At 66.4% G+C, this 18,583-nt stretch carries 16 protein-coding genes; 8 read left to right on the top strand and 8 right to left on the bottom strand.

The genetic code is table 11. The annotated features are described in order from the left end of the window. The first annotated feature begins 49 nt into the window (after positions 1-49). On the top strand, positions 50-997 hold the full coding sequence (locus IEX88_RS16195; RefSeq protein ID WP_188852581.1) for a carbohydrate kinase family protein: 948 nt from the start codon (positions 50-52) through the stop codon (positions 995-997). 115 nt (positions 998-1,112) lie between these two features. Here the strand turns inward: IEX88_RS16195 and IEX88_RS16190 are convergent, their stop codons facing one another. Together IEX88_RS16190 and IEX88_RS16185 are read right to left on the bottom strand one after the other, a co-directional pair. After that, positions 1,113-1,895: an outer membrane protein gene (locus IEX88_RS16190; protein WP_188852579.1), complete on the bottom strand. Its 783-nt coding sequence runs from the start codon at positions 1,893-1,895 to the stop codon at positions 1,113-1,115. Positions 1,896-2,211: 316 nt separating this feature from the next. Further along, on the bottom strand, positions 2,212-3,039 hold the full coding sequence (locus IEX88_RS16185; protein ID WP_188852577.1) for an outer membrane protein: 828 nt from the start codon (positions 3,037-3,039) through the stop codon (positions 2,212-2,214). A gap of 422 nt (positions 3,040-3,461) precedes the next feature. Here IEX88_RS16185 and IEX88_RS16180 point away from each other — a divergent pair, with 422 nt between their 5' ends. After that, the gene (locus IEX88_RS16180) at positions 3,462-3,875 is read left to right on the top strand and encodes a c-type cytochrome (RefSeq protein WP_188852575.1); all 414 of its coding nucleotides are present in this window, start codon (positions 3,462-3,464) and stop codon (positions 3,873-3,875) included. 54 nt (positions 3,876-3,929) lie between these two features. On the opposite strand, the gene IEX88_RS16175 is transcribed toward IEX88_RS16180, so the two are convergent. Both IEX88_RS16175 and IEX88_RS16170 read right to left on the bottom strand, forming a co-directional pair. Beyond that, positions 3,930-4,280, bottom strand: a complete 351-nt coding sequence (locus IEX88_RS16175) for a thioredoxin domain-containing protein (RefSeq protein ID WP_188852573.1) — start codon at positions 4,278-4,280, stop codon at positions 3,930-3,932. Between the two features lie 253 nt (positions 4,281-4,533). Further along, a complete protein-coding gene (locus IEX88_RS16170; protein WP_188852571.1) occupies positions 4,534-5,448 on the bottom strand; it encodes a class I fructose-bisphosphate aldolase in 915 nt (304 codons plus the stop codon). A 320-nt stretch (positions 5,449-5,768) separates the two neighbouring features. Here IEX88_RS16170 and IEX88_RS16165 point away from each other — a divergent pair, with 320 nt between their 5' ends. The 6 genes from IEX88_RS16165 to IEX88_RS16140 all read left to right on the top strand — a co-directional run bounded on the left by IEX88_RS16165 (position 5,769) and on the right by IEX88_RS16140 (position 12,883). Further along, on the top strand, positions 5,769-6,059 hold the full coding sequence (locus IEX88_RS16165) for a hypothetical protein (RefSeq protein WP_188852569.1): 291 nt from the start codon (positions 5,769-5,771) through the stop codon (positions 6,057-6,059). Positions 6,060-6,424: 365 nt separating this feature from the next. Continuing rightward, positions 6,425-7,702: an imelysin family protein gene (locus IEX88_RS16160; RefSeq protein WP_373289611.1), complete on the top strand. Its 1,278-nt coding sequence runs from the start codon at positions 6,425-6,427 to the stop codon at positions 7,700-7,702. A gap of 116 nt (positions 7,703-7,818) precedes the next feature. Beyond that, on the top strand, positions 7,819-9,345 hold the full coding sequence (locus IEX88_RS16155; RefSeq protein WP_188852568.1) for a di-heme oxidoreductase family protein: 1,527 nt from the start codon (positions 7,819-7,821) through the stop codon (positions 9,343-9,345). Next, a complete protein-coding gene (locus IEX88_RS16150; protein ID WP_188852566.1) occupies positions 9,342-10,418 on the top strand; it encodes an imelysin family protein in 1,077 nt (358 codons plus the stop codon). The genes IEX88_RS16155 and IEX88_RS16150 overlap by 4 nt, the downstream gene beginning before the upstream one ends. Position 10,419: 1 nt before the next feature. After that, on the top strand, positions 10,420-11,508 hold the full coding sequence (locus IEX88_RS16145) for a DUF1513 domain-containing protein (protein WP_188852564.1): 1,089 nt from the start codon (positions 10,420-10,422) through the stop codon (positions 11,506-11,508). Positions 11,509-11,956: 448 nt separating this feature from the next. Continuing rightward, on the top strand, positions 11,957-12,883 hold the full coding sequence (locus IEX88_RS16140) for a cyclase family protein (RefSeq protein WP_188852562.1): 927 nt from the start codon (positions 11,957-11,959) through the stop codon (positions 12,881-12,883). A gap of 316 nt (positions 12,884-13,199) precedes the next feature. On the opposite strand, the gene IEX88_RS16135 is transcribed toward IEX88_RS16140, so the two are convergent. The 4 genes from IEX88_RS16135 to IEX88_RS16120 are packed head-to-tail and all read right to left on the bottom strand — an operon-like array spanning position 13,200 to position 18,412. Next, positions 13,200-13,775: a sarcosine oxidase subunit gamma gene (locus IEX88_RS16135; protein WP_244640247.1), complete on the bottom strand. Its 576-nt coding sequence runs from the start codon at positions 13,773-13,775 to the stop codon at positions 13,200-13,202. Beyond that, positions 13,768-16,767, bottom strand: a complete 3,000-nt coding sequence (locus tag IEX88_RS16130; protein ID WP_188852560.1) for a sarcosine oxidase subunit alpha family protein — start codon at positions 16,765-16,767, stop codon at positions 13,768-13,770. The genes IEX88_RS16135 and IEX88_RS16130 overlap by 8 nt, the downstream gene beginning before the upstream one ends. Then, on the bottom strand, positions 16,764-17,147 hold the full coding sequence (locus IEX88_RS16125; RefSeq protein ID WP_188852558.1) for a sarcosine oxidase subunit delta: 384 nt from the start codon (positions 17,145-17,147) through the stop codon (positions 16,764-16,766). Before IEX88_RS16125 ends, IEX88_RS16130 begins: the two co-directional genes overlap by 4 nt. A gap of 11 nt (positions 17,148-17,158) precedes the next feature. Further along, positions 17,159-18,412 (bottom strand): sarcosine oxidase subunit beta family protein, encoded by a 1,254-nt coding sequence (locus IEX88_RS16120; protein WP_188852557.1) that lies wholly within the window; start codon positions 18,410-18,412, stop codon positions 17,159-17,161. Positions 18,413-18,583 lie beyond the last annotated feature (171 nt).

Below are 18,583 nucleotides of genomic sequence, written 5' to 3'. Positions count from 1 at the left end.
GCTAGCGCGGGTGGCGGGGCGCGGGGCGCCGGTGGAAAAGGGAAAAGCGATGTTCCTCAGCTGTGGCGATGCCCTGTTCGACGTCTTTGCCGAGCCGGATGCCGACGTCTCGCGCATTGGCCTTCGAGCCGTCGTCGGCGGCTCGCCGCTGAACGTCGCGCTGGGTCTTGCCCGGCTCGGCCATCCCGCCGGCTTTTTCACCAAGGTGTCGAGCGACCTGTTCGGGCGGCGGCTGCGCGACTTCATGAGCGCCGAGGCGATCGACCCGCGCTTCCTCATCCCCACCGACCGCAACACGACGCTCGCCATCGTCTCGCTGGCGAAGAGCGGCTCGGCCGAATATTCCTTCTACATCGACGGAACCGCAGACCGCTCGATCGAGCCGGACGAGGTTCCCGCCGATCTGCCGAGGGAACTGGATGCCATCCACGTCGCCTCCTATTCGACGGTGACGGAACCGACCGCTTCCGCCCTCGTCCGGCTGATCGCGCAGGAGAAGGACCGGCGCTTCATCTCCTACGATCCCAACATTCGCGCCTCGATCGAGCCCGATCTCGACATCTGGCGCGCCAAGGTCGCCGAGATCGTTCCCTCCGCCGCGCTGGTCAAGGCGAGCGACGAGGATCTGGCGCAGCTCTATCCCGGGCGCGCGCTGGAGACCGTCCTCTCCGACTGGGTCTCGGCCGGGGCGAGCCTAGCCATCGTCACCCGCGGTGAGAAGGGGGCGATTGCGCTGTCCTCGAGCGGCGTCGGAGCGACCATGGACGGGCTGGCGGTGAACGTCGTCGACACGGTCGGCGCTGGCGACACGTTCCAGGCCGCGACGCTTGCCAAGCTGAAGGAGGACGGTGCCATGAGCCGGGCCGGACTGGCCGCGCTGGACACGGCCGGGCTGCAGTCGCTCCTCCGCTTTGCCGTCCGCGCCGCGGCCATCACCTGCGGGCGCCGCGGCGCCGACCTGCCGCGCCGGGCAGACCTCGGCCTTCCGCCCCTCTGACATTGACGCCGCGGCCAGTCCCGGGAAAACATGAAAAGGCCCGCCGGACAGGATCCGGCGGGCCTTTTCATCGTCATGCCGATGCCGGCGGCTGTCGCCGCCGGCACAGGTCCACTTAGTTGAAGTGGTAGGAAGCCTTGGCCATCACCGAGTGATAGGTCAGGTCGTTGTTGGAGTCGGTCGAGAAGTTCGCGATCGTGCCATCGCGCGAGGTGTAGTCGACGTCGACCGAGCTTTCGCCGAGGTCGGTGTAGAGGTACTCGAGGCCGAACGAGACGTTCTGGGTCGCGAGCACGTCGAAGCCGGCGCCCACAGCGTAGCCGATGTCGTCGTTGTCGGTCTGCGCCGAGACGTCAAACGTGGTGCCAGCGCCGTTCGTGTAGGTGCTGCCGCCGCTGTAGTTGTTGTCGATGTCGGCATAGGCGAGACCGCCCGTCGCATAGACCATGAACCGGTCCATGGCGTAACCGGCCTTGGCGCGGACGGTACCGACGTAGTTGATGTCCTGCTCCGAACCGAAAGTGTCGGTGGTGGCGACGCCGGTCGGCAGCGTGTAGCTCGTGTTCGACTCGGCGTCGATGTAGTTCAGGTCGGCGACGGCACCGATGACGAAGTTGCCCATCTGGTAATCGTAACCGATGTGACCGCCACCGATGAAGCCGGAATTGCTGTCGTCATTGCCGCCGTTGAAGCCGGACGTGTCTGACGAGAAGGCGCCGGAGTCGCGGTTGAAGGCAACGCCAGCCTGGCCACCGACATAGAGGCCGGACCAGTTCCACTGGGGAGCGGCTTCGACCATCGGCGCCGGGGCCGGCGGCTCGTCATAGATCACGTCGGCGGCGAGCGCAGGCGAGACGAAAACGGTGGCCGAAGCGAGAAGAAGAGCGAAACGTTTCATAGGGTGATACTCCAACTGTGTGTCGCCAGGAGCGACGTTTGATCGATCGACATTTCCCTCGTAAGGCCGACCGAAACTCTACCGGGGCTGTCTGACCCCGTCTTGTGTTCAAATGTCGGCCGGAAGAAAGCGTTGCAATGGCAGACTGACTTCCAAACGACCCTGTTGCCGAAGCGCCACATCGGTTACGACCGGGCATGGCGTTGGTTAAGAGTCACTAAGGCGAGACCGTTGATTTTGAATTAAAAAACCTGCGGGGCCGAGGCCCCGCAGGTCACGAAACGGTGTTGGAACTCAGCCGGGCTGAGCGTTCGCCTTAGTTGAAGCGGTAGGACAGCTTGGCCGTGACGGTGTGGAAATCGAAGTCGCCGTCGCTGCGGAAGTCGGTGGAGTTGCCGGGGATCACAGCCGCGCCGCTGCCGTCGAAGGGACCGCCGCTAAGCCGCGTGAAGGAATCACCGCCGCCGAGATTGGTGTAGAGATATTCCGCGCCGAACGAGATGTTGTCGGTCACGAGAACCTCCATGCCGGCGCCGACCGTGAAGCCGAAATCGTCCTCGTCCTCGTTGACGATGGCCGCCGGGTTGACGCCGGTCACCGCCGGGGAATCGGTCGAGAAGCCGTAGTCGACCTCGCCATAGGCCAGACCGCCGGTCACATAGGCCAAGGCCGACGGCGTCACCGTGTAGCCGGCCCGCAGGCGCGCCGTCGCCAGGAAATCGAGGCTCCGCTGGGCGGTATAGAAGGCCGGGGTGTTGGAGAAGGCGCTGGCGGTCTCCTTCACGTCGATGGCGTTGATGTCGAGGATCGCGCCGAGCACGAAGCTGCCCATCTGGTAGTCGTAGCCAAGATGCGCGCCGCCGACGAAGCTGGAGTCGAAGCTCGAGTCGAAATTGTTGCCGAAGGCATCGACGCCGTTGCCGATGATGGGACCGGCAAAGCCGTTGGTGTTCAGGCTGATATTGTCCGGATCCTCAGGATTGAAGGCGCCACCGCCCTGGATACCGATGTAGAGACCGGTCCAGCTGGCAGCCGGAGCGGCCATCGCCATCGGGGCCGGCGGCTCGTCGTAGACGACGTCGGCGGCCAGCGACGGCACGGCGCCCAGCGACACGGCTGCGAGAGCAAGGGCGATTCTTTTCATGATCTAATCCTTCCTGGGCGGCGCGATTACCGCGATAGACTTCAGCTCGGGCCGATAGCCTTCGCCCGACACGCGGGAAGGATGACAATCGCGAGAAATTCCACAAGTCCCGGCAGTACGGGCCTTCGGATATCGTTGCATGATAGGCACAACGGCGGTTCGGGGCGACCCGAGCCCGCTCCCGGCGATAACGCCTTAAACCAATGATATCGAAACCCTTTATCGGATGGATTTTAGGTCGCGTGAGATTCGTAACACATAAATTCACGCTCACTTTACTTCGCCGTTACAGTCCACCATCGACACCACATGCGTTCAAGCGAGGAGCCCGCGTCGCGCGGGCGCGAAATGTCGCATCAATTGCCAAGCGCCGGGCGCGCTGCATATGGTCTGCTCGGGCATCTAGAATCCCAGGAGGAAACATGCGGTTACAGACACTATTTGCTGGTGCGGCGCTGGCCGTCGCGCTCGCCACCCCTGCCCTTGCTCAGACCGCCGGCGATCCCGTGGCGGGCAAGAAGGTTTTCAACAAATGCATGGCCTGCCATGCCGTCGGCCCCGGCGCCAAGAACAAGGTCGGACCGGAACTGAACGGCATCGTCGGGGAAGCGATCGCCTCCGTCGAGGGTTACAACTTCTCGCCCGCACTGAAGGAGTATGCGGCGTCGCATCCCGTCTGGACGGAAGAAGAACTGACGGCCTGGCTCGCCAACCCCAAGGCGGTGGTCCCGAAGACCAAAATGGCCTTCCCCGGCCTGAAGAAGCCCGAGGAACTGGCCAATGTGATCGCCTATCTCAAGACATTCGACGAGAACGGCGAGCCGGCCGCCAACTAGGCCGGCCGTCAGGACACCCAGAGGGGAGCGCTGGCGCGAGCCAGCCTCCTCCGCTCAAGGCTCCCGCTTCGCCCTGTGCGGCAGCTGATCGATCAGGGTCTGCAGTTCGGCATAGAAATAACGTCGGCCGGGATAGCCGACCAGACGGCCGATTTCCCGGGCTCCGTCGACCAGAACGAAGGTTGGCGCAAAGACGGCGGGATCGAGCCCGGCAATGCCGCCCGTCCGGCTGTCGGCGATATCCACGCGTCGCAGGGTCGCCGACGCCCCGGCCGCGCTCCGCGGATAGTCCGGCGCGATCTCGCGGTCGAAGCGAGCGCAGAACGGACAGCCTTTTCGCTCGAACATCAGGAGTTCCGCGGCGGTCGCCGGGGAATAGCCGATGCCGGACGCAAGCCCCAGCATCCATACCGCCGAAACGGCAACGCACAGTCTCGCCAGTCTGCCGGATCGGGTCGAAACGCTCGTCATGCGACCAGCCTAGCGGCAAATCCGCGCCTGCGCGCACACAAAAGCGGGATGGCGGCCGCCGGCCCTCCCGCTCGGTAATTTCGTGGAACGGCGCCGAGAGACGGCGCCGTTCACGGGGCCTGTCAGCCCGAACGCTTTTGAGGCGGCCTGCCTGTCGCCTTGACGACACCCAGGCCCTGCAACCAACTCAGGCGTAGATGTCCATGACCTCGTTCAGCAGCGACAGCGCCTCTGCCTTCGGGCGCTGGAAGGAATTGCGGCCGATGATCGAGCCGTTGCCGCCGCCGTCGCGGATGCCGCGGACCTCGTCGAGCAGTTCTTCCCGCGTCTTGGCCGCGCCGCCCGAGAAGACCACCAGTCGCTTGCCGGCGAAGGAGGCCTGCATGATGTGGCGAACCCGGTCGGCCGCGTCCGCCGCCAGGATTGCGTGCTTCTCGTAGGAAGATTTGGCCGCGTCGAGATCGATGTGTTCGGTCGGCAGCTTCACCTTGATGATCGTCGCGCCCATCAGCGCCGCCACATGCGCGGCATAGGCGATGATGTCGAGGCCGGTCTCGCCGTCCTTGGTCACCTTGCCGCCGCGCGGATAGGACCAGACCACCGTCATCAACCCGCGCGACTTCGCCTTCAGGCTGATCTCGCGCAATTCCTCCAGCATGTCGTAGGCGCTGTCCGAGCCGGGATAGATGGTGAAACCCACCCCGACGCAGCCGAGGCGCATCGCATCCTCGACGGTGCCGGTCACGGCCTGATCGTTCGAACCCGAGGCGAGCGAATTGCCGCTGTTCATCTTCAGGATCAGCGGCACCTCGCCGGCGAAGGTATCGGCACCCTGCTCGAGCAGGCCGAGCGGGGCAGCATAGCCGGAAACGCCGGCCTCGATCGCCAGTTCGTAGAGGTAGTGCGGGTCGTAGGCGGCGGGATTGGGTGCGAAGCTGCGGGCCGGTCCATGCTCGAAGCCCTGGTCGACCGGCAAAATGACGACTCGCCCTGTGCCGGCCAATCGGCCGTGCATCAGCAGGCGGGAAAGATTACTCTTCAGGCCTGGGGTCTCGCCCTCGTACCAGGACAGGATCTTGCGGACGGTATCACTTCTGAGCATGGTGCCTCTTTCATTGCGTGCGACTTGATGCGGCATTCTATCCTGCCACTGTTGCTACCCCTGTCTTTGTCTGGCTTCCGCCAGAAGGTAAAGATGCCAAGGCAGGCAGAGAAATATTATAATCGTTTGAAACCGGGATGCCGCCTCGAAGCGGCTCGATGGGCAGGAAACAGGCCGCCCTCCCGCGTCCGATCGCCGTCCCGGCGGAGGGTGGATCGGCGCCGGGACAGATCCGAAATCGTCGGCGCAACTCCACCCGCCACCGTTGAACAAAGGCCGCCTTTCCGCGTTAACCTTTGGTTAGGAAACGGGAAAGCGGAGTGGAATCGATGTTGACGGGATTTCCCAAGGGGTTTGGCTTCGATCCGACGGTCATGGGCGAAAGCAGTGTCGGCTACATCGCCGGGCGATCGCGGCTTGCGCGTCTCCAGGCAGATCCTCGGAGCACCAGGCTGCCGGTCGTTCTCGTGGCCGACGAACTGCTGCCGGTCGATCCGCAGCAGGAGGCGGATGCTGCCCCTTCTGGGTCGGGCACGCAGAGCCCCTTCCTGGCGACTGCCCTCGTCGGGCTTTTGCTGGCCAGCGTCGGCTATTTCATGGGCTTCAACTAGCGCTCACCTCGACAGGTAGCGTTGTCGCAGTTTTGGCGTAGGGCAAAACCGCGTATCGTCACGCACCGGCACCTTTCCAGCGCCTGGAGACTGTCGTCTGGCAGACCGCCCTCGCGACCCCGAACCTGACTTTTTGTCCTGCAGTAAATATACTGCATATCTTCTTAACGCTGATTTATCCACTCAAGATTTTCTCGACGAGACGGCCCGCTGTTCAACTATAGAATGCTTCTAAAGAAACATTCGATCGTTGACAAAACCACTCAACAAATCTAGCCATCGGCAAGCAAACGGGTGGCCTGACCGCCCGACGCTGCCGGCCATCGCCGGCGGGTTGTCCGTTGGAGGTTTGAATGTCCCGCTCGATCCGCTCTCGCATGCTGTCTTCTGCCTGGCTCGCACTGGCCGGCCTCGCCGCCGTGCAGACCGGGGCCCGTGCCGAAGCGGCGCCGGACATGACCGCCGTTCTCGGCACCTATGCAGACATCGCCTTGGCCGGCTATTCCGATGCCCTGGCCGGTGCGAAGGCGCTGGACACGGCGGTTGACGCGCTCGTCGCGACCCCCTCGGATGCGACGATGGCCGCGGCCCGCGACGCCTGGCGCGCCGCCCGCCCCGCCTACCAGGAAACCGAGGCCTTCCGCTTCGGCAATCCCATCGTCGACGACTGGGAAGGCCGGGTGAACGCCTGGCCGCTGGACGAAGGCCTGATCGACTACGTCGCGCCGGCCTATGGATCTGAATCCGATTCCAACCCGCTTTACGTCGCCAATGTGGTGGCCAACACATCGCTGACGCTCGGCAGCGAGACCGTGGACGCCACCGTCATCGACGCGGCGCTGCTGGGCAAGCTGCAGGAGGCGGGCGGCGTAGAAGCCAATGTCGCCACCGGCTACCACGCCATCGAGTTCCTGCTCTGGGGTCAGGATCTCAACGGCACCGGCCCGGGCGCCGGCCAGCGCCCCGCCACTGACTATGCCAAGGACGGCTGCACCAATGGCCATTGCGACCGCCGGGCAGCCTTCCTGCAGGCGGCGACCGACCTTCTTGTCGCCGATCTGGGGGAGATGGTCGGCAATTGGGAAAAGGACGGCGCGGCCCGCAGCCATCTTCTCGCCGACCCCGCCGCCGGTGTTTCGGCGATTCTCACCGGCATGGGCTCGCTGTCCTATGGCGAGGTCGCGGGCGAGCGCATGAAGCTCGGCCTGCTGCTGCATGATCCCGAGGAAGAGCACGACTGCTTCTCCGACAACACGCACGCCTCGCACCTCCACGACGCCATTGGCATCCGCAACTTCTATACCGGTCGCTATACGCGCACCGATGGCAGCGTCATCGAGGGCCCGTCCGTGGCTGCCCTCGTCGCCGCCAAGGACGAGGCGCTCGACGACGAAATGCGCGCCAAGCTCGACGCCAGCGTCACGGCGATCGGCGAGATCGCCAAGGCGGCCGAGGCCGGCGAGGCCTATGACCAGCAGATCGGCGAGGGCAACGCGGCCGGCAACGCCCGCGTTCAGGCCGGCATCGACGCGCTGATCGCCCAGACCCGGACGATCGAACGCGCCGTGGCGGCGCTCGACCTCAAGAATGTGACCATCGAGGGCTCCGACAGCCTCGACAATGCCAGCGCCGTGTTCCAGTAGGCAGAACGTCCCGGAGCGAACGCGCCGAAAGCGGCTCGCCCACCGCCAGAATGACGGACGCGCCGCTTGGTGCGTCCGCGGCCGCCTCGGCCATCCGATCCAGAGTATCCCTGGCCATGAACATGCGTCGCCTCGCTCTCCTCGCCGCCATTTTCGGCGGTGCCGCGCTTTTGCCGATGGCCGCCGTGTTCGGCGAGACGCCGGCGGTCCGCACGGACCTCTCGGCGAAGGATCGCGCCCGTGTCGCTGCGGTCACCCGCCCGACCACCGACTTCTCGGCGCCGGAGAAATTCGAGCTGATGCAAGGCGGCGCCGGCACGCTTCAGAACCTCGTCAGCCGCGACAGTTTCAGCAGGATCGCCGCCAACCAGTCCTTCGCGGCGCGCGAGAGCTTCAACCTCGGCAACGGCATCTTCCGGAAATTCTGGGTGTCCTCCCCCTCCTCGACCGAGGCGTCGGACGGGCTCGGGCCGCTGTTCAACGCCCGATCCTGCCAGAGCTGCCATCTGAAGGACGGCCGCGGCCGCCCGCCCGAGGGCGGCGAGCCCGGCGTTTCGATGTTCCTGCGCCTCTCGGTGCCGCCGAAGACCGCCGAAGAGCATCAGGCGCTCGCCGAGCGGACGATGCTGCGCATTCCCGAGCCGACCTATGGCGGGCAGCTGCAGAATTTTGCCGTCCCCGGCATTTTGCCGGAAGGCCAGATGCGGATCGACTATGCCGACAGACCGGTGACGCTCGGCGATGGCACGGTCGTGTCCCTCCGCCATCCCCGCTATTCCGTCTCCGACCTGAACTACGGCCCGATGGCCGCTGACGCGATCCTGTCGCCGCGCGTTGCCCCGCCGATGATCGGCCTTGGCCTGGTCGAGGAAATTCCGGCCGCCGACATTCTCGCCCATGCCGACCCCGAGGACACCGATGGCGACGGCATTTCCGGCAAGGCGAGCCTGGTGCGCGATCCAGAGAGTGGCGCGTTGGTGCTCGGCCGCTTCGGCTGGAAGGCCAGCGCCAACTCGATCAAGGTCCAATCGGCCGATGCCTTTTCTGGTGATATCGGCATTTCGACGCCGCTCGTCACCGACGCCTTCGGCGAGTGCTCCGTTGCCCAGACCATCTGCCGCGAGGCGCCGAGTGGCGTGCAGGCCCGCCTCGGCGAGGTCGAGGCGCCCGATCCGGTGCTGGATCTGGTCGCCTTCTATTCGCGCAATCTCGCCGTTCCCGCCCGCCGCGATGTCGGCGCGCCGGCGGTGCTGAAGGGTAAGGGCCTGTTCTACGGCAGCGGCTGCGCTTCCTGCCACGTGCCGAAATTCGTTACCAGCCGCGACGCGCTCGACACGCCGCAGTCCTTCCAGCTGATCTGGCCCTATTCCGACTTCCTGCTGCACGACATGGGCGAAGGCCTTGCCGACGGTGCCACCAACGGCGATGCGACCGGCACGGAATGGCGCACGCCGCCGCTCTGGGGCATCGGCTTGACTGAGGCGGTCAACGGCCACACGCTGTTCCTGCACGACGGGCGGGCCCGCAATCTCACCGAAGCCATCCTCTGGCACGGCGGCGAGGCGGAGAAGGCGCGCGACGCTTTCGCCGGCCTCGCCAAGGCAGACCGGGACGCTCTCCTCGCCTTTCTGGAGTCGCTATGACCTTCGCACGATCCTGTCTCGCCGCAGCGCTGCTGGCGCTGACGACCGGCGCCGCGGCCGCCATCACGCCGGCGGACGTCGTGCGCCAGGCGGTCGATGGCACGATCCGCCCCGGCTATCAGCGGTTCGACAAGGCCAGCGAGGGCATGGTCGAGGCGCAGAAGGCGCTCTGCGCGGCCCCGTCCGAGGAGACGGTCGCGGCGGCACGCAAGAGCTTTGCCGATGCCATCCTGACATTCTCCCAGATGGAGTTCGTGCGCTTCGGCCCGGTCATGGTGGACAACCGCATCGACCGCATTCTCTTTTGGCCCGATCCCCGCGGCATCGCCTTGCGCCAGGTGCAGGCGCTGGTGGCCGAAAAGGATGAAACCGCCACCGATCCCGTGGCGCTGCACGGCAAGAGCGTCGCCGTTCAGGGGCTGACGGCGCTGGAGTTCGTGCTCTACGGAACAGGGTCGGAAGAGCTCGCCGGTGCGAAGGGCCGCTATCGCTGCCGCTACGGCGCGGCGATCGCGGCCAATATCCTCGCCATGTCGGACGCCATCGTCGAAGGCTGGCGGGAGGGCAAGGGCGGCTTTGCCGAGGAGATGCTGGATCCCCAGCCGACCAACCCGGCCTATCGCAGCATCACCGACTCGCTGCAGGAGATCACCGGCGTCTTCATCCACGGGCTCGAGGCGATCCGCGATCTTCGCCTGCGTCCGGCCTTCGGACGGCTGCCGGAAGATGCCAAGCCGAAAGCGCTCTTGTTCTGGCGCTCGGGTCTCACCGCCACAAGCCTCAAAGGAAATTTTACCGGCCTTTCCGACCTCTTCGAGTCGTCTGGTCTCGCTGATCTGCTGCCGCCTGCAGCCGCCGACAGCGCCGCATCGGTGCGCTCGACCTTCAACGATGCCGCCACCGTTCTCGCGACGCTCGACAGGCCGATCGCCGACGCCCTGACCGACCCGGCGGCGCGGACGGAAGTCGGTCGGCTCGTGGTGGCGACGCAGGCGCTGCAGCCGATGTTCGTCGGCGAGATCGCGCCGGCGCTCGGCCTCAGTGCCGGCTTCTCCTCGCTCGACGGGGACTGAGATGCTCGACCGTCGCCATTTTCTCGCCAGTGCCGGCGCCGCCTTCCTCACCGGCCTTTCGCCCGCCGCCGCCGAAGCCTTCGACCGGACAGAAGCGGTCTTCGGCGCCGCCTGCCAGAAGGCCGACGGCAGCTTTGGCTGCGCGATCTTCTCCGAGACCGGCCAGATCCTGTCGATGATCGACCTGCCGGACCGCGGGCACGACGTCACCGTCGACAGGACCAGCCGCCGCGCCGTCGCCTTCGCCCGGCGCCCCCGGACCTTTGCCGTCGTCTTCGATCCGCAGAGCGGCACGACGCTGCAGACCATCACTTCGAGCGAAGGTCGGCACTTCTTCGGCCACGGCTTCTTCTCGCCCGACGGCAAGCTTCTCTACGCCACCGAGAACGAGATCGAGACCGCCGCCGGCCTCATCGGCGTCTACGACGCGACGGCGGATTTCCGCCGCGTCGGCGAGTTTCCCACCCATGGCATGGACCCGCACGAGGCGCTCCTGATGCCGGACGGGGAGACCATCGTCGTCGCCAATGGCGGTATCGAGACCTATCCCGACTATGGCCGGCAGAAGCTGAACATCGCCACGATGGAGCCCTCGCTGGTGTTTCTCGACCGGCGCTCGGGCAGCCTGATCGAAAAGCACGCGCCGCCGCAGGACCTGCACCAGCTGTCGATCCGGCATCTGGCCATCGACGCCGGCAACCGCGTCTGGTTCGGCTGCCAGTACGAGGGCAATCCGAGCGACCTGCCGCCGCTGGCGGGCTTCGCCCGTCCGGGCGAGCCGCTCTCGCTCGTGTCTCTCGCGCCGGAAAAGCTCGCCGCGCTGTCGAACTATGTCGGCTCGGTCGCGACCAATGGCGACGGCAGCCTCGTCGCCTTCGCCTCGCCGAAAGGCAACACCATCCTGACGCTCGATGCGGCGACCGGCCAGGCGGCCGCGAGCTACACCCTCGCCGACGGCTGCGGCCTCGCCCCGATGCCGCACGGCCTCCTCGCCACCAGCGGCCGCGGCGACGTCATGGCCCTGCCGGGTGGCCAGGATCGGCAGCCGTCGCAGAAGGTACTGTGGGACAACCACATCCTCGCCATCTGAGGCGGGAAAGCGAACAGCAGCAGCGAGCCGCTCTACCGTCTGACAGTGCTCCCGGACACGGCCGCCACCTATCAGAGATTAGTCATCCCGGACCTGATCCGGGATCCATGCCAAGACGCTCGAAACCGATTGTTCGGCAGCAGGAACCGCCGTGCCCAACGCGGCGTCCTGACCCGAAGCAACGTCTCGAGCGCTTCGGCATGGGTTGTCGGGTCAAGCCCGACAATGACTCATTCCTGGGGTTTGCGCCTGGCGAACAAGCGCACGGCCCGGTCTCGATCGCGTTCGGCGGTGGATCCCGGCTCGAGGCCGGGATGACGATCTCGCTGTTTGCGATAGTCCAACTTCCAACAACGCCGACGCGAACGCTCCCTCCCCCCTCGACATCGCCGATCCGATCCGCATCAATAGGTCACCGACCATGATGGTCAGGGATGAGGAGGGGAGCATGACGCTGTCGCATCGTTTCTGGAGTGCCGGGGTCGCGCTCGGACTGGTTCTCGCCGTCCCGGCCCATGCCGCGGAGGGCCTCTGGTCGGTCTACGACACGGCCTTAAAGGGCGCAAAATATGTCGACCTGACGCACACGATCACGCCGACCATCCCGGTCTGGTCCGGCTTTGCGGCGGCGACCTTCTCACCGGCCAAGGCCGGGTCGGACATTCCGAACTACGCCGCGAAGGGCGACGCCTACACCTACGCCAAGCACGGCTTCGAGGCGACGGAATACACGCTGCGCACCGACCAGCTGGGTACCCAGCTCGATCCGCCGGCGCACTGGGCGCCGGAATATCCAGCCATCGACGAACTGCCGCCGACCTATGCGCTGCGGCCGCTGGTCGTCATCTCCATCGTCGAGCAGCTGAAGAGCGATCCGAACTACGCGCTGAAGGTCGCCGACATCGAGGCCTTCGAAAAGGCCCACGGAACGATCCCCGAGGGCTCGGTCGTTTTCGTGCGCTCGGACTGGTCGAAGACATGGCCGGACCCGGCGCTGGCGAAATTGAAGGAGTTTCCGGGCGTTTCGCTCGACGCGCTGAAATTCCTGCACGAGCAGCGCCGCATCCTGTTCCACGGCCACGAACCGCTCGACACCGATTCGACGCCTACGCTGGAGGGCGAATACTGGCTGATGCACAACGGCTATGCTCAGGCCGAGGGCGTCGCCCATCTCGACCAGGTCCCGGAAACCGGCGCGCTGGTCTCGATCGGCTATCCGAAATTCCAGGGCGGCCTCGGTGGCTACGCGCGCTACGTCGCGATCTGCCCGCCCGACTGGCCGTACGGCGTCGCCGCCGGCCCGGCCGACGCACCGCTGCCGAAATCGGACAAGCCGCTGCACTTCGACCAAGCGCAGGGCATGAGGGTGCGGTAACGGCGGCGTCTCTCATGGGTGAGAGACGCCGTTTCCTCAGCGCTTTGCGAAGTCCAGTGTCCCGATGGTTCTTCAGAATAGTCATTCCGGGCTTGACCCGGAACCCATGCCGAAACGCTCGTCGCTGCCAAACCGGGTCAGGAAATGGGAATGTCCACCGTCCTCGATCAAGTTCGGCGGTTTGGCATGGATCCCGGGTCAAGCCCGGAATGACTATTTGAGAGCGACGGTCCCGACGATCAGACGCAGCAATCGGGGGCAGCGAAAAGCGTCGCATTGCCGACGCTCAGCGACGCCGCGCCGCTCTTCTCGTTTTTCACACCGCCGGAAAATGCGCTGCCTCTGTCAGCAGCCCCCAGACATAGTCGGCAAACGAGCGCACGCAGAGGATCTCGAACTCGCTCTCGCTGGGCCGCCAGATCACGATCTCGGCCTTGGCCAGCACACTGCGGCTGACGGCGCCGACGGGGAAGGTCTGGGGGCGCAGGTCCTGCGGGCAGTTCGATGACAGGACGGCCTCGGCCGCTGGGCCCTCGATGCGGATGCCGACATAGCGGTCGGTGACGTCGACGGCCGAATGCAGCGCCGTGCCGGAGGCCTCGACGGCGGCGATCAGCTGCGACGCCGGGGGGCCGCCGACGAGCAGCCAGTCCTCGGGACCCAGCCACAGCGCCGCCATGCCTTCGGCGACGACGCTCGTCTTCGGCTGGTCCGGAAGGCTCAGCCCCAAGGCCGCGGCCACGGCCGAAACGGCATCGGGATGGGCGCGAAGGCTCACATGCGTGCGCGCCGGGATCGGCACCAGCGAGACGCCGGGGCCGGCGGCATAGTGGCCGGCCAGCGCCTCGAGGGCTCGGGGTGCGGCCGAAGCCGTCGTCATCGGATCAGCCATGCAGCCGCTCCCCTTCCGGATCGAAGAATATCGGCTTGGTGACCTCGACGGCGATGGTCTCGTCCGGCATCGGCACGTGCAGCGTCTGGCCCGTCAGGGCGACGCCGTCGCGCACCAGCGCCAGCGCGATCGAGCGGCCGAGCGTTTCCGACCAGTAGCTCGAGGTGACGTGGCCGATCATGGTCATGGGAATGGCCTGCTTCGGATCGGCGACGATCTGCGCGCCCTCCTCCAGCACCGTCAGCGGGTTGCGCGTCAGAAGGCCGACGAGCTGTTTGCGGCCCGGCGCCACGAGATCCGGCCGCGTCATGCCACGCTTGCCGACGAAATCCGCCTTCTTCTTCGACACGGCCCAGCCGAGCGCCGCGTCCGCCGGCGTGACGGTGCCGTCCGTCTCCTGGCCGACGATGATATAGCCCTTCTCGGCGCGCAACACGTGCATCGCCTCGGTGCCGTAGGGCATGAGGCCGAGCGGCCGGCCGATCTCGCGCAGCGCGTCCCAGACGGCCCGGCCGCGGTTCGACGGCACGTTGATCTCAAAACCCGTCTCGCCGGTGAAGGAGACGCGGAAGAAGCGCGAAGGCACGCCCATGAAGGTGCCTTCGGCGACAGACATGTGCTTGAAGGCCTCGGGCGAGATGTCGATGCCGCCGACCAGTGGCGTCACGATCTCGCGGGCCCGCGGGCCCTGGATCGCGATCGTCGCCCACTGCTCGGTGACGGAGGTCAGCCAGACGTTGAGGTGGGGAAACTCGGTCTGGAGATAGTCCTCCATGTGGTTCAGGACGCGCGGCGCGCCGCCGGTCGTGGTGGTGATGTGGTAGCGGCTTTCACCGATGCGGGCGACGATGCCGTCGTCCATGACATAGCCGGCCTCGCTCAGCATGATCGCATAGCGGCATTTGCCGACGGCAAGGCTCGCGATCGGCGTCGCATAGATCAGGTCGAGGAATTCGGCCGCATCCGGGCCGCACACCTCGATCTTTCCGAGCGTCGAGGCGTCGAACATGCCGGCGGCGTCGCGCACCGCGCGGCATTCGCGCTTGACCGCATCGTGCATCGAGGCGCCCTGCGGAAAGTACCAGGCGCGCTTCCAGTTGCCGACGTCCTCGAACACGGCGCCTTCGGCCTCCGCGCTGTCGTGAATCGGCGTCTTGCGGACGGGATCGAAGAGGTCCCCGCGCGACTGGCCGGCAATGGTGCCGAAGGTGACGGGCGTGAACGGCGCGCGGAACGTCGTCAGGCCGATCTGCGGCATGGTCTTGCCGAGCGCCTCGCCGGCGACGCCGATGCCGTTGATGTTCGACGTCTTGCCCTGGTCGGTCGCCATGCCGTTGGTGGTGAAGCGCTTGATGTGCTCGACCGACTTGAAGCCTTCGCGGGCGGCGAGGCGGATATCCTTGGCGGTGACGTCGTTCTGGAAGTCGACGAAGGCTTTGACGAAGCGGTCGGGGCCGGCGGAAGGCGTCGCCCCGGCCATGCCGCCCTGGGTGCCGGCGGCACCCGCGACCCGCACCGTGCCGGAGACGACCATGCCGCCGGAATCGTTGTCGGCACCGGCAGCTGCCGAAAGGCCGGCGGCGCGGCCCTTGGAAATGGCGGAGGCCAGATCAAAGTCCCCGGCGCAGGAGCCGACGGAGACGCAGTCCTGCGCCGACTCGCCCGGCACATAGGCCTGCAGTTCCGGCGCGAAGGCCACTTTCCCGCGCGACTGCGAGAACAGGTGCACCGAGGGCGTGAAGCCGCCGGACATGAGAAGCGCGTCGCAGTCGAAGCCGCGGCGGTCGAGGCCGGTTTTGGTCTCGACGACGGTGATGCCGCGGATGCGCTTGACGCCGCGCACCTTGGCGACGTCGTAGCCGGCCAGGACCTCGATGCCGAGTTCGCGCGCTTCGCGCGTCAGCTCGCTCTGCGGATCCTCGCGCAGGTCGACGATCGCCGGCACCTGCACGCCCGCGCGCTTCAGGTCGAAGGCGGCGGCATAGGCGCTGTCGTGAGCCGTGAAGACGACGACGCGCTTGCCGACCTTGACGCCGTAATGGTTGAGATAGGTGCGGCCGGCGCTGGCCAGCATGATGCCGGGCCGGTCGTTGTCCGGAAACACCAGCGGCCGCTCGATCGCGCCGATGGCGAGCACGACCTTCTTCGCCCTCACCTGCCAGAGCCGTTCGCGCGGCGCGGCCGGATCGGGAGCGGCGAGATGGTCGGCGAGTTCCTCGACGAGGGCGAGGTAGTTCTGCACGTAATAGCCGAAGGCGGTGGTGCGCGGCATCACCCGGACATTGGCCATGCCCTTCAAGCGCGCGACCGCGTCGGCGACGAAATCGGCGGACGTGACGCCGTCGATGGTCACCGCGCTCTCGGCCTTCAGCCAGCCGCCGAAGGCATCGCCCTCGTCGCAGAGGATGACGCTGGCGCCGCTCTCGCCCGCGGCGAGCGCCGCCGCGAGGCCGGCCGGGCCGCCGCCGACGACGACGACGTCGACATGCTCGAAGCGGTTGGCGTAGCGGTCTGGATCGGCGGCCTCCGGCACCTTGCCGAGGCCGGCGGCGGAGCGGATGTTCGGCTCGTAGACCTTATGCCAGAACGACTTCGGCCACATGAAGGTCTTGTAGTAGAAGCCCGCCGACAGGAAGCGCGAGAACAGGCCGTTGACCGCGCCGATGTCGAAATCGAGCGTCGGAAAGCGGTTCTGGCTGGTCGCGACGAGGCCCTGATACAGCGGCTGCATGGTTGCGCGGATGTTCGGCTGGCGCCGGGCCTTGTCGCGGGAAATTTCGACCAGCGCGTTCGGCTCCTCGGAGCCATGGCCGAGAATGCCGCGGGGGCGATGGTACTTGAACGAGCGGCCGGTGAGATGGACGCCGTTGGCGAGCAGCGCCGAGGCGAGCGTGTCGCCCTCGAGCCCCTCGTAGCGCGTGCCGTCGAAGCTGAAGCCGAGGCGACGGGCGCCCTTCAGGCGGCCCTGTCCGGGAAGGCGATGGGACGTCACTGCTGGGCCTCCGTACGGGCGACGGGCGTATGCGCGGCATCCCCCATGTGGTCGGGATCGACATGGGCGTCGCGCGATGCGCCGGCAAGCTGCCCGTTGTCGTCGATATCCGGCTTCGGCTCGCCGGCCTTGTAGGTGATCACGAACTTGTCCGTGACGGCATGACGCGCCGCATTGAAGAAGCGGCCGCAGCCATGGATGTGGCGCCAGCGCTCGAAGATCACGCCGCGGCCGTTGGAGCGGAAATAGAGGAGCTCGGCCGTTGCCTGGTCGGTGAGGCCGGCGGCGCCGTCGGGACGCTTCAGATGGGCCTCGCCGGCATGGCGGAATTCGGTCTCGGGCCGTTCCTCGGCGCAATAGGGGCAGTGGATGAGCAGCATGTCGGCCCCCTCTAGTGCGCGACGGCGGCGGCGGCCGCCTCGTCGATGAACCGGCCGGTGACGAAACGGTCGAGGTTGAAGGCCGCATTGATCGGGTGCGGCTCGTCGCGGGCGATGGTGTGGGCGAAGACATGGCCGGAGCCCGGCGTCGCCTTGAAGCCGCCCGTGCCCCAGCCGCAGTTGACGTAAAGACCCTTGACCGGGGTCTTCGACAGGATCGGCGAGCGGTCGGGCGTTACGTCGACGATGCCGCCCCAGGAGCGCAGCATCTTCAGCCGCCGGAAGATCGGGAACATGTCGGTGATGGCGTCGAGCGTGTGGTTGAGGATGTGCAGGCTGCCGGCCTGCGAATAGGAGGGATACTGGTCGGTGCCGGCGCCGATCACGAGCTCGCCCTTGTCGGACTGCGAGACGTAGGCGTGCACGGTGTTCGACATCACAACGCAGGGCATGCAGGGCTTGATCGGCTCGGAGACCAGCGCCTGCAGCGGAAAACTCTCCAGCGGCATGCGCACGCCGGCCATTTCCATCACGGTCGAGGTCGAGCCAGCGGCAACGACGCCGACCTTCTTCGAGCCGATGAAACCGCGGGCGGTCTCCACGCCCTTCACCGAGCCGTCGGCGCCGCGGCGGATGCCCGTGACGGCGCAGTTCTGGATGATGTGGACGCCGAGCGCCGAGGCGGCGCGGGCATAGCCCCAGGCGACGGCATCGTGCCGCGCCGTGCCGCCGCGCCGCTGCAGCGCGCCGCCGACGATGGGATAGCGGGCATCGGCCGAAATGTTCAGCGGCGGGCAGAAGGCCTTGGCTTCTTCCGCGTTCAGCCACTCGTTGTCGACGCCGTTCAGCCGGTTGGAATGGATGTGGCGCTTGGCCACCTGCACGTCGTGGACGTTGTGGGCGAGCATCAGCACGCCGCGCGGCGAGAACATGACGTTGTAGTTCAGCTCCTGGCTGAGCCCCTCCCAGAGGTTCAGCGCGTGGTTATAGAGCGCCGCCGATTCGTCGTAGAGATAGTTCGAGCGGATGATCGTGGTGTTGCGGCCGGTATTGCCGCCGCCGAGCCAGCCCTTCTCGATTACCGCGACATCGGTGATTCCATGCACCTTGGCGAGGTAGTAGGCGGTGGCCAGGCCATGCCCGCCGGCGCCAACGATGATCACGTCGTAGTGCTTGCGCGGTTCGGGCGAAGCCCATTGCTCGCCCCAGCCCGTATGGTTCCGCAAGGCCTCCCGGGCCAGCGCAAAGGCTGAGAAACGACGCATTCGGGCATCCCTAGATCTGGTGTCGGCACGGCGATCCACCGCCGCCATGGTGTATCGCACATGCGGGGGCACGCTAGTCCTTTCAGCCTCAGATCATGCTCATTTTGCGACGGGGCGTGACGCTTTGCCCGGCACGATCCGGGAAACATCGCCGCAGTCAAAAAAAAGGGC

Source organism: Aureimonas glaciei (assembly GCF_014643375.1).
GTDB classification, from domain to species: domain Bacteria; phylum Pseudomonadota; class Alphaproteobacteria; order Rhizobiales; family Rhizobiaceae; genus Plantimonas; species Plantimonas glaciei.
This window is presented reverse-complemented; position numbering and strand designations above follow the sequence as displayed.